This window comes from Novosphingobium sp. TCA1 (genome assembly GCF_009811895.1).
In the GTDB taxonomy this organism is placed as follows: domain Bacteria; phylum Pseudomonadota; class Alphaproteobacteria; order Sphingomonadales; family Sphingomonadaceae; genus Novosphingobium; species Novosphingobium panipatense_A.
This window is the reverse complement of sequence record NZ_BLJH01000005.1, coordinates 92,634-103,717: the sequence shown is the minus strand read 5'-3', so window position 1 is coordinate 103,717 and position 11,084 is coordinate 92,634. Positions and strand designations below refer to the sequence as shown.

Here is an 11,084-nt window from a genome sequence, read left to right as displayed (position 1 = left end):
TGAAGAGGTGGGTGGGGTTGGAGTTGGTTTGAGAAATGCCCTTGGGGCATTTCTTGCGGCACCGGCCCCAGTCGGATTCAAGCGCCCCCACCCTACCACCCGCTAGGATACTATCGTTGGGTGGTAGGGTGGGGGCGTGGGCCGGTGCCGCAAGCTCGTCACGGATGTGACGAGCGCACTCAACAAAGACTCGGACCGGCGCCGCTACCCCCCCTCTCAGAAATCCAGTTCGAATCGCGTGCCGATCACTTGCGCGTCGTAGTCGGTCTTGCCGGAGGCGGTGGCCGTGGCGCCGGTGTAGTCCATCAGCGCGTAGTTCACGTTGAAGCGCAGGTTCTGGATCGGTTCCCAGACGAGCGCGGCGATGTAGCCGTTCTGGGTGCCGCCGCGAATGTCGCGGTCGTTGAGGTCCAGCCAGTCGTAGCGCAAGGTGAACAGCAGCGATCCCATGCCGCCCTCGCCCATGGGATGGGCCGGTTTCTCGACGCGGAAGATGCCTTCCTTGTAGCCGCGATGGTCGCCCTTGGTGAGGAAGATGCCGGTCTCGGCATAGGCGCCCTGGAACGTCACGGTGGAGGCATCGACGCGGTTGGCGGTGAGCGCGTGATATTCCGCCGCCGCATGCCATGGTCCGCGAATGGCCGCGAATTCCACGCCGTAGTGATCCTCTTCCGCGACGTTCATCGCAGGCGTGCCGATCAGGCGCGTATTGGTGGAATGGACGTAGGGCCGCTGGCGATAGCGGGTGTCGCTCTCCGCCAGGCGGCCGAGGCGGCGATAATGCGCCGATCCGCCGAAGTGGAGCTGGAAGCCGCCCAGTTTCGGCGAGTAGACGAGGCGGCCGTCCAGCCCGTAGCTGTTGTTCTCGTCGCCGCCGTCCACGCCGTCGCTGTCGTTGGCAAGCGCGCCGATATCGTCGGTGAACACGCCGGCCTGCGCCAGCCAAGGCCCCTTGTTGTACTGGAACGCGGCGCCGAGGCGGCGCTCGAAATTGAAGGCATCGGTGAAGGCGGCGCGCTCCATCACGCTGCCGCTGGTGTCGCCGGTCAGTTCGTCGAGCGACTGGAACGAGTTCTGGTTGCCGAGCCGGATCGACCACGGTCCGTTGTGATAGCCGACATATGTATCGACGAGATCGACGGCATTGTCCGAAAGCTCCAGCTCCAGCTTGTAGTCGAACCCGGCGCCGATCGCCCCTTCCGCGCCAAGCCGGATACGGCGCATCTCGCTGGAGAAGCCGAGGCCCTGGTCGTCCAGGCCCTTCGGCGCGCCGACATAGTTGGCGTCGGCCTGGATGCGGCCCTTGACCTTGAACTGGCGGTCGCCCTGCGCGAATTGCGGGCTGCCCTTCCACTCGATCTGGGTCTCGTCGCCCTTTTCATCCTTGCCTTCGGGCTTGGCGCCGGAGCCTGCGGCCAGTGCAGGCGCGGTGGCCGGGGCGGCGGCAGGCGAGGTGCTTTCCTGAGCAGCCGCGGCGGAAGCAGGTGCGGCGGCGTTGAGCCGCGCCTCCATGGCTTCCATCTGCGCCTTCATCGTGCGGATCTGCGCGCGCAAGGCCTCGGCCTCTTCCGCCGAGATCGCCTGCGCATAGGCGCCTGGGGCGGTAAGCGCTACCGCGACCGCAGTCGCACTGGCCATAAAGAGACGCATAACGGGCATTCTCCAGAGCGCCGCAGGCAGGTGCCGGGGCGCGACGACGGCCGACTATGGCCGTTCGATGACGCTTTGATGACGAATGTGACGGTAAATGTGACGATTGTGACGAACGTTATAGCGGCTTCGCCGAACCGATCCGGCGAGCGGCCGGGATTTCTTTCCGGGCATGGCGGCCCGGCCTTCCTGCAAGTCTTCCCTCAAGGCCACACCAGCCTTCTTGCGCGGGCTCTCAACGATGCCTTCGCGACCGGACCGGCCGATCCGAGTCGCGACAAAGTTTCTCATCGACATCGTCTGGAAACAATCCCGACACGTCGCGAGGGCAGGGCGCCGGGCCGCAAGGCGCCCTGCGAATGCAGGAGACTCGAGGATCACGACACTGTCATGAAAGGTCGCGACCATTCTGGACAACGGGTCGGGCCGATCGTGCGAAAATGAGGTAAGCACCGCAGAAATCGCCGCATTTGCGTGGCTTGGCGAGTTATGTCACTTTCTTGTCATGGAAGTGTCATGCTACCCCAATAGGGGCGTCGCAGAGATAAAACCCAAGGGGTTCAAACCATGCGTTCGACCAAGACCATCTTCATCGCCGCTGCCTCTGCCATGGCCCTGAGCGCCTGCGGCGGATCGGGCGGCTCGACCGCGGGTTCGCGCGACTTCGTGCGGGCCGTCGGCTCTTCCACAGTCTATCCTTTCGCCACCGCCGTGGCCGAACAGACCGCCAAGGCGGGCGGCAAGTCGCCGGTCATCGAATCGACCGGCACGGGCGCGGGCATGAAGCTGTTCTGCGCCGGCATCGGCGCCCAGCACCCCGATATCGAGGATGCCTCGCGCCGGATGAAGAAGTCCGAGTACGAGGAATGCCAGAAGAACGGCGTGACCGAGATCGTCGAGATCCAGGTCGGCATCGACGGCATCGCCTTTGCTGAGGGCCAGAAAGGCCCCAACATGCAGCTGACCCCGACCGACATCTACAAGGCTCTGGCCGCCAATCCCTTCGGCAAGCCGAACACGGCCAAGACCTGGAAGGACGTGAACCCGTCGCTTCCGGCCGAGCCGATCCTCGTCTACGGCCCGCCCTCGACTTCGGGCACGCGCGATGCGCTCAAGGAGCTGATCCTCGAAGCCGGCTGCAAGACCGATGCCGCCACCGCTGCGCTCAAGGACAGCGACAAGGACAAGTACGAGGCGACCTGCCACGACATCCGCGAGGACGGCCCCTATGTTGACGCGGGCGAGAACGACAACCTGATCGTCCAGAAGATCTCGCAGAACCCGAAGGCCATCGGCATCTTCGGCTTCTCGTTCCTCGAATCGAACATGGGCACGATCAAGGGCATTCCGATGTCCGGCGTCGCGCCGACTTATGCCTCGATCTCGGACTTCTCGTACCCGGGCGCGCGTCCGCTCTACATCTACGTGAAGAAGCAGCACCTCGCACCGATCAAGGGTCTCCAGGCCTATGTCGCCGAATGGGCGAAGTCCTGGGGTCCCGAAGGCAGCCTGAAGGCAAAGGGCATGGTCATCTCGCCCGAGGACGTCCGCGCGAAGAACGCAGACATCGTCGCCAAGATGACCCCGCTCGATCCCTCGGTTCTGAAGTAAGCCCCTTGCGGGTCAGGGACGCGAAGGGCGGCCATACATGATTCTTACCGGAGTACTTCTGGCCGTCCTCGGCCTCGGTCTCGTCGGCTGGTTTGCCGCGCGGGGCCGGGCCCGGCTGCTCCACACCGGGCGCGGCACGATGCATTCGATGCCGGGCTACCACGGCTGGCACGTCGCGCTGTGGATCGTCTTCCCGGCACTGATCGCCTGGGGCGCGTGGCAGGCGGTGATGCCGGGGCTGGTCGACGGGGCGGTCATGGCCGACCCCGTGGCGGCGCAGCTTCCCGCCGATGCCATGAGCCGCGCGGCGATCCTGGCCGAAGCCAAGGCCGTTGCCGACAATCCCGATGCGGTCGCCTTCAACCCGCTGGCCAATACGCTGGCCGGGCCGGTGCGCGATGCCCATGGCCGCTTCGGCCTGATCGGCGCGCTGCTGGTGGCCGTGGTCGCGGTGGCGGGCGGCGGCTGGGCCTTCACCCGCATCAGCGCCAACTATCCGGCGCGCACCCGCGTCGAGCGTGGCGTGCTGGGGCTGCTGCTGGTCGCCTCGCTGATGGCGATCCTCACCACCTTCGGCATCGTCGCCTCGCTGGTGTTCGAAGCGGGGATGTTCTTCAAGGACGTCTCGCCGATCGACTTCCTCTTCGGCACCCACTGGTCGCCCGGCTCGGCGCGCGGCGACAATCTGGGCGAGAGCTTCGGCGCCGTGCCGCTGTTCTGGGGCACGATCTACATCGGCGCGATCATCGCCATGATCGTGGCGATCCCGCTCGGCCTGATGAGCGCGGTCTACCTCACGCAATATGCCTCGCCCACGATCCGCAAGTGGCTGAAACCCATGCTGGAGATCCTCGCGGGCATTCCCACCGTGGTCTACGGCTACTTCGCCGCACTGACCGTGGCACCGATCTTCCGCGATTTCGCGGCCTCGCTCGGTATGTCCAACCCTTCGACCGAGAGCGCGCTGGCCGCCGGTGTCGTCATGGGCGTGATGATCATTCCCTTCGTTTCCTCGATGGCCGACGATGCGCTCGCCGCTGTGCCCCGCGCGATGAGCGACGGTTCGCTGGCGCTGGGTGCCACCAAGTCGGAAACGATCAAGAAGGTCCTGCTGCCCGCCGCGCTCCCCGGCATCGTCGCCGGCGTGATGCTGGCGATCAGCCGCGCCATCGGCGAGACCATGATCGTGGTCATGGCCGCAGGCGCCGCCGCGAACCTTTCCGCGAACCCCTTCGCCTCGATGACCACGGTCACCTATCAGATCGTGCAGATGCTGACCGGCGACCAGGAGTTCAACAGCCCCAAGACGCTCTCCGCCTTCGCGCTGGGCCTAGTGCTGTTCATCGTCACCCTCATCCTCAACATCATCGCCCTTCGCGTGGTGAAGCGCTTCCGGGAAGCTTATGAGTAACGCATCTCTCAGTAATGCGCGCGCAGGGCACGCACGGTGGCAAACGCCGGAGGCCCTGCGCCGGATTTCCCGTCGCAACGCCGCCGAACGCCGCTTCAAACTGATCGGCCTCGGCGCGATCGTCCTCAGCCTCGCCTTCCTGGCGCTGCTGCTGGTGATCATGCTGAAGAACGGCCTTTCCGGGCTGGACTGGTCGTTCCTGACCGGCTCGGACTCGACCGATCCCGACGTCGCAGGCGTCTGGGGCGCCGCCAAGGGCTCGCTGCTGACGATGCTCGTCACCCTGCTGCTCTCGTTCCCGATGGGCGTGCTGGCGGCGATCTATCTGGAAGAGTTCGCGCCGCGCAGCCGCTGGATCGAATGGGTCGAAGTCTCGATCAACAACCTTGCGGCCGTGCCCTCGATCATCTTCGGCCTGCTCGGCCTGGCGGTGTTCATCAATACCCTGGGCATGCCGCGCAGCTCGCCGCTGGTCGGCGGGTTGACGCTGGCGCTGATGACGATGCCGGTCATCGTCATCTCGGGCCGCAATGCGATCAAGGCGGTGCCGCCCTCGATCCGCGACGCGGCGCTCGCGATCGGCGCCAGCAAGATGCAGACCGTGTTCCATCACGTCCTGCCGCTGGCGTTGCCGGGCATCCTCACCGGCACCATCATCGGCATGGCCCGTGCGCTGGGTGAAACCGCGCCGCTGCTGATGATCGGCATGCGCGCCTTCGTCGTCACCCCGCCGGGCGGGATCACCGATCCTTCCAGCGTGTTGCCGATGCAGATCTTCCTGTGGTCCGACGAGATCAATTCCGGTTTCGTGCAGAACACTTCCGCCGCCATCATCGTCCTGCTGGTCTTCCTGCTGGCGATGAACGGCCTTGCGATTTACCTTCGAAACAAGTTCGAAGTGCGCTGGTAGAGATATGACAAACTCCAAACTCACTGACGCTCCCAAGCTTACTGCCCCCAAGCTTACTGCTCGCAACGTCGACGTGTTCTATGGCCCCAAGAAGGCCATCAACAGTGTCTCGATCGAGATCGACAACGGCCTCGTCACCGCCTTCATCGGCCCCTCGGGCTGCGGCAAGTCGACGTTCCTGCGTTCGCTGAATCGCATGAACGACACGATCGCCGATGCCCGCGTCACCGGCGAGATCCTGCTCGACGGCGAGGATATCTACGCCGCATCGATGGACCCGGTGGCCCTGCGCGCCCGCGTGGGCATGGTGTTCCAGAAGCCGAACCCGTTCCCCAAGTCGATCTACGAGAACATCGCCTATGGCCCGCGCATCCACGGCCTGGCGCCCTCGAAAGCGGACATGGACGGGATCATCGAAAGCTCGCTGACCAAGGCGGGCCTGTGGGACGAAGTGAAGGACCGCCTGAACGAGCCCGGCACCGCGCTGTCGGGCGGCCAGCAGCAGCGCCTCTGCATCGCCCGCGCCATCGCCGTCAGCCCCGAGGTCATCCTGATGGACGAGCCGTGCTCCGCGCTCGACCCGATCGCCACCGCACGCATCGAGGAACTGATCGACGAGCTGAAGGACACCTACGCCATCGTCATCGTCACCCACTCGATGCAGCAGGCCGCCCGCGTTTCGCAGCGCACGGCATTCTTCCACCTCGGCAATCTCGTGGAATATGGCGATACCAGCCAGATCTTCACGACCCCGCGCGAGGAGAAGACCAAGGACTACATCACCGGTCGCTACGGCTGACGGCGAAGACAGGGAAACAGGACAAGAGCCATGGTTGATCATACCGTAAAGGCCTTTGACAGCGAGATCGGGCAGCTTCGCGGCCTCGTCGCCGAGATGGGCGGCCTCGCCGAAGTCGCCATCCGCGATGCCATCATCGCGCTGTCGCATCATGACGAGGAACTCGCGGCGCAAGTCGTCGCCGCCGATGCCCGCCTCGATGCGCTGGAAGCCGAAGTGGACCGCCTGGCGGTCCGCACCATCGCCCTGCGCGCGCCGATGGCCGACGATCTGCGCGACGTGATCGCCGCGCTCAAGATCTCCGGCGTGATCGAGCGTATCGGCGACTATGCCAAGAACATCGCCAAGCGCGTCAACGCGATGGAGAGCCGGGGCAAGATCGAGCCGCTCGAACTCGTGCCGATGATGGCCGAGATCGCCGAGGGCATGGTCCGCGACGTGCTCAATGCCTACGGCTCGCGCGATGCCGCGCTGGCGCAGGAAGTGATCCGCCGCGACGAGAAGCTGGACCAGTTCTACAACACGCTGTTCCGATCGCTGCTGACCCACATGATGGAGAACCCGGCGACGATCACCAGCGCCGCCCAGCTGCTCTTCATCGCCCGCAACCTCGAACGCATCGGTGACCACGCCACCAATGTCGCCGAAATGGTCTATTATGCCGCCACCGGCGAATACCACGCCGAGCGCGACAGCCAGACCGACGATATAAGGGACCTGCCGTGAACCCCTCCGTCCTCGTCGTCGAAGACGACCGCGCGCTTTGCGAACTGCTCACCTGGAATCTCAGCGCCGAAGGCTATCAGGTGCGCAGCACCAGCGACGGCGAGGAAGCCCTGCTGATGGTGCAGGAACAGGCGCCCGACGCCATCATCCTCGACTGGATGATCGAGCATGTCCCCGGCATCGAGGTCTGCCGCCAGCTCCGCAAGGACAAGGATACGGCGCAGATCCCGATCCTGATGCTGACGGCGCGCGGCGAGGAAGAGGACCGCATCCGCGGACTCAAGACCGGCGCCGACGATTATGTGACCAAGCCGTTCTCCCCGCGTGAACTGCTGGCCCGCATCGAGGCGTTGCTGCGCCGCGCACGCCCGTCGCTGGCGGGCAACGTGCTCCAGTGGGGCGACATCGAACTGGACGCCACCAGCCACCGCGTCCGTCGCTCGGGCGAGGCGCTGCACCTCGGCCCCACCGAGTTCCGCCTGCTGCGCTATTTCATGGAGCGCCCGAACCGCGTCGTCTCGCGCCAGCAGATCCTCGACGGCGTCTGGGGCATGGATTCCGACATCGACGAGCGCACCGTGGACGTCCACATCCGCCGCCTGCGCAAGGCGATCAACCGCGATGGTGATACCGACCCCATCCGCACCGTCCGCGCGGCGGGCTATGCCATGGACGTGACCTGAGCCTCAGGTCCCAGGCCTCCAGATCCGGGGCCTCCAGATCCGGCTCCACGATATTTCCCGCAGGAGATTGACTGGAGCCGGGTTCTAGCTTCCGATGCGCCTCTTCGCGGGGACGGGATGCGGGAGGGAGAACGATGGACGAAGGGTCTGGAGCGGACTGCGCCAGGGTGGGCTTTCCCATGGCGCTTATCGGCGGCATCGTCTTCGGCGCCCTGATCGACAACATGGCATTCGGCATCATTGCCGGGCTTGTCGTCGGTTTCGGGATCGTGACATTCGGGCGCAGCAAGGCCTAGAGCCACGCGGGCTTTTAGATCGCGTCGAAGACATATCCCAGAGAGCGCACGGTGCGCAGCGGATTGCCCGCGCCGACGCCCTTCAGCGCGCGGCGCAGGCGGCCGATCCAGACGTCTACCGTACGCTCGTCCACCGCAGGCTCCTGCTTGCCGAGTGCGGCGATCAGCTGGGTGCGGGTGAAGACGCGGCCGGGATGCTCGATGAAATAGCGCAGCAGCCGCAGTTCGTTCGGCATCAGCGAAATCGGCCTGCCTTGCCAGCGCGCCTGGAATGCGGCGACGTCCACAGAGAGTTCGCCCTGGGCCAGGACGCGGCTGTTGGCCGTATCCTGCTCGCTGATATTGGCGCCCAATACGCGGTCGAGCAGGGCCGAGCGGGTCAGCGGGCCGACCATGTAGTCGTCCGCGCCCATCCGCAGCGCGCGCTTGCGGTCCTCGACGTTGTCTTCCTCAAGCACGATCGTGACATGGGCGTGCGAGGTCAGGCTGTCGGCGCGCAGGCGGCGGCACAGTTCCAGCCCCGACATTTCGGGGAGCACCCAGTCGATGAAGATCCAGAGCGCGCCCTCGATCAGGGGAAGTTCGGCAAAGTCCGTCCAGCGATGCAGCACGACGTCGAAATCGTCGTGCCGGAAGGCCGCAAGGCCGCCCGAAAGCTCGCTTGCCAGCAATATGTCGATCCGCCTCATGGCCCCCTGCCAGGTTACTACGCGCGGCTACTTGCCGTGTCAGTGTGACGAACAGGTGACATATCGATGACTTGCGCATGAAAAGATCCGCGCAAGTAGAACCGGCCTGGAGAGGCGGCATTTTCAGGCCCGCAAGCAGGCCGGAACGGCTGTCACGGAAGTGACCCGCAACCGTCACTGGCGCGCAACGGGAAAATGCGAATATTCCGGCAACTGGAACGGGGGCGCAACGATGCGGAAAGACGTGGACACCCTTCTCGAACACGCGACTGGTCTCGAAACGACCGGCGGCAACAAGGCCGGATTTGCCGGGACCAACATTCCCGCCTGGCTCGACTTGCCCGATCCCAAGGGCTTCCGCCCCAAGCGCAAGTACGAGACGATCTGGATCTCCGACGTCCATCTCGGCACGCGCGGCTGCAATGCCGAGATGCTGGTGGATTTCCTGCGCTCGGTGGAATGCAAGACGCTCTACCTGGTGGGCGACATCGTCGACGGCTGGCGCCTGCGCAAGGGCTGGTACTGGCCCGATGCCCATAACGAAGTGATCCGCCGCATCCTCAAGATGGCGCACCGGGGCACCCGCGTGGTCTTCGTCGCGGGCAATCACGACGAGATGCTGCGCGACTATGCCGGGCTGACTTTCGGCGGCGTGGAGCTGGTGCTGGAAGCGGTGCATGAGACGCTCGACGGCCGGCGCCTGCTGGTGACCCACGGAGACGCCTTCGACGGCGTGGTGCTTTACGCCAAGTGGCTCGCCTTCCTGGGCGACAAGGCCTACGGGGCGCTGCTGCGCGCGAACATCGTGTTCAACGCCGTGCGCCGCAAGCTGAAGATGCCCTACTGGTCGCTCTCGGCCTATATGAAGAAGAAGGTCAAGAACGCCGTCCAGTACGTCTGCAGCTACGAGGAGGCCGTCGCGAACGAGGCCATCTCACGCGGATACGACGGGGTGGTCTGCGGCCATATCCACTGCGCCGAGATCCGCCAGTTCGGCGGCATCACCTATTACAACGACGGCGACTGGGTGGAGAGCTGCACCGCGCTGGTGGAGGACCTTCAGGGCCATATCGCCATCATCGACTGGATCGCGGAAACCGGCGGCCATACGGCGGAGGGGGTTCCGGTCCATCATGAGGCCAGCCATCACGAGGTAGGCCACCACGAGCCCGCCCATCACGAGCCTGCAGAGTGAGGCTCACTCTGGCGACCGACGCCTGGCTTCCCCAGGTGAACGGTGTCGTCCGCTCGCTCTCGGCCACGCTCGATGAACTGACGCGGCGGGGGCACGAGGTGGAAACCCTCACGCCCGATCGCTTCTTCACCGTGCCGATGCCGGGCTATGCCTCGATCCGGCTGGCCATGGCGCCGCGCTTCGGGGTTCGCCGGATGCTCGACAAGGCGCAGCCGGAAATCGTCCATATCGCCACCGAAGGCCCGATCGGCTGGGCGGCGCGCGGCTGGTGCCTGTCGCGCGGGGTGCCGTTCACTTCGGCGTTCCACACCCGCTTCCCCGAATATGCCGCCGTCCGCACCGGACTCAGCGCCGAGCGCTTCTGGCCGATCATGCAGCGCTTCCACGCGCCGAGCCAGGCCGTGCTGGTCTCGACCGAAAGCCTCGCGCAGGAACTGGCGGGGCGCGGCATCGGCCATACCCGGCGCTGGAGCAGGGGCATCGATCATGCCCAGTTCCGCCCCGAAGGCGCGCGTCATCCGGCAATGGCGGCGCTGCCCGGCCCGGTCCTGCTCAACGTCGGCCGCGTGGCGCCGGAGAAGAACCTCGAAGCCTTTCTCGATGCCGAAGTCCCCGGCAGCAAGGTCGTGGTGGGAGACGGCCCGGCGCTGGAAAGCCTGAAGCGCCGCTATCCCCATGTGCTGTTCCTCGGCGCGCTTTCGGGCGAGGAACTGGCCAGCGCCTATCGCGCCGCCGACTGCTTCGTGTTCCCCAGCCTCACCGATACTTTCGGCCTCGTGGTGATCGAGGCGCTGGCCTGCGGAACCCCCGTGGCGGCCTATCCGGTGACGGGACCGGTCGACATTCTCGGGCAGGACGGACGCGGCCTGGACGAAGGGCTGGACGCTCCGGCAGGGGCGGTGGACAGCGTGCTCGAACGGGCCATTGCAGCAGCGCTCAAGGTACGGCGCGAGGATGCCGCCCGGCTCGGCGCGCGCTTTTCCTGGCAGCGCGCGACGGACCAGTTCCTGACCACGATCCTGATGGCGCTGGAAGCCTCCGAACGCCCGGCCCGCGCTGCGGCCTGAGGGTGTTCGTTTGAAAAATGCCGGAGGCATTTTGGTGGCGGCACCGG

12 protein-coding genes are annotated in these 11,084 nt (G+C 65.6%); 10 read left to right on the top strand and 2 right to left on the bottom strand.

What is annotated here, in order from left to right:
- Nucleotides 1–216 precede the first annotated feature (216 nt).
- On the bottom strand, nt 217–1,650 hold the full coding sequence (locus tag NTCA1_RS08315; RefSeq protein WP_159829965.1) for an OprO/OprP family phosphate-selective porin: 1,434 nt from the start codon (nt 1,648–1,650) through the stop codon (nt 217–219).
- 78 nt (nt 1,651–1,728) lie between these two features.
- Between NTCA1_RS08315 and NTCA1_RS08310 the strand changes: the two genes are divergently transcribed.
- From NTCA1_RS08310 to NTCA1_RS08275, 8 genes are all read left to right on the top strand, one after another.
- Complete coding sequence (locus tag NTCA1_RS08310; RefSeq protein ID WP_133084332.1) at nt 1,729–2,094, top strand: hypothetical protein; 366 nt, start codon at nt 1,729–1,731, stop codon at nt 2,092–2,094.
- Between the two features lie 123 nt (nt 2,095–2,217).
- Nucleotides 2,218–3,261 (top strand): substrate-binding domain-containing protein, encoded by a 1,044-nt coding sequence (locus NTCA1_RS08305; RefSeq protein WP_086490136.1) that lies wholly within the window; start codon nt 2,218–2,220, stop codon nt 3,259–3,261.
- 37 nt (nt 3,262–3,298) lie between these two features.
- Nucleotides 3,299–4,672: a phosphate ABC transporter permease subunit PstC gene (pstC, locus tag NTCA1_RS08300; protein WP_086490135.1), complete on the top strand. Its 1,374-nt coding sequence runs from the start codon at nt 3,299–3,301 to the stop codon at nt 4,670–4,672.
- Complete coding sequence (gene pstA / locus NTCA1_RS08295) at nt 4,665–5,582, top strand: phosphate ABC transporter permease PstA (protein WP_086490134.1); 918 nt, start codon at nt 4,665–4,667, stop codon at nt 5,580–5,582. Before pstC ends, pstA begins: the two co-directional genes overlap by 8 nt.
- A 4-nt stretch (nt 5,583–5,586) precedes the next feature.
- On the top strand, nt 5,587–6,381 hold the full coding sequence (pstB, locus tag NTCA1_RS08290) for a phosphate ABC transporter ATP-binding protein PstB (protein WP_159829963.1): 795 nt from the start codon (nt 5,587–5,589) through the stop codon (nt 6,379–6,381).
- A 30-nt stretch (nt 6,382–6,411) separates the two neighbouring features.
- The gene (gene phoU, locus NTCA1_RS08285) at nt 6,412–7,107 is read left to right on the top strand and encodes a phosphate signaling complex protein PhoU (protein WP_086490132.1); all 696 of its coding nucleotides are present in this window, start codon (nt 6,412–6,414) and stop codon (nt 7,105–7,107) included.
- Nucleotides 7,104–7,790, top strand: coding sequence for a phosphate regulon transcriptional regulator PhoB (gene phoB / locus NTCA1_RS08280; RefSeq protein ID WP_086490131.1), 687 nt, complete (start codon nt 7,104–7,106; stop codon nt 7,788–7,790). Before phoU ends, phoB begins: the two co-directional genes overlap by 4 nt.
- A gap of 134 nt (nt 7,791–7,924) precedes the next feature.
- Entirely contained in the window at nt 7,925–8,086 is a 162-nt protein-coding gene (locus tag NTCA1_RS08275) for a hypothetical protein (RefSeq protein WP_159829961.1), read from the top strand.
- Between the two features lie 14 nt (nt 8,087–8,100).
- On the opposite strand, the gene NTCA1_RS08270 is transcribed toward NTCA1_RS08275, so the two are convergent.
- Nucleotides 8,101–8,775: a response regulator transcription factor gene (locus NTCA1_RS08270; protein ID WP_086490130.1), complete on the bottom strand. Its 675-nt coding sequence runs from the start codon at nt 8,773–8,775 to the stop codon at nt 8,101–8,103.
- A 232-nt stretch (nt 8,776–9,007) separates the two neighbouring features.
- Here NTCA1_RS08270 and NTCA1_RS08265 point away from each other — a divergent pair, with 232 nt between their 5' ends.
- Nucleotides 9,008–9,970, top strand: coding sequence for a UDP-2,3-diacylglucosamine diphosphatase (locus tag NTCA1_RS08265; protein ID WP_236549180.1), 963 nt, complete (start codon nt 9,008–9,010; stop codon nt 9,968–9,970).
- Nucleotides 9,967–11,037, top strand: a complete 1,071-nt coding sequence (locus tag NTCA1_RS08260; RefSeq protein ID WP_159829959.1) for a glycosyltransferase family 1 protein — start codon at nt 9,967–9,969, stop codon at nt 11,035–11,037. The genes NTCA1_RS08265 and NTCA1_RS08260 overlap by 4 nt, the downstream gene beginning before the upstream one ends.
- Nucleotides 11,038–11,084: the final 47 nt, after the last annotated feature.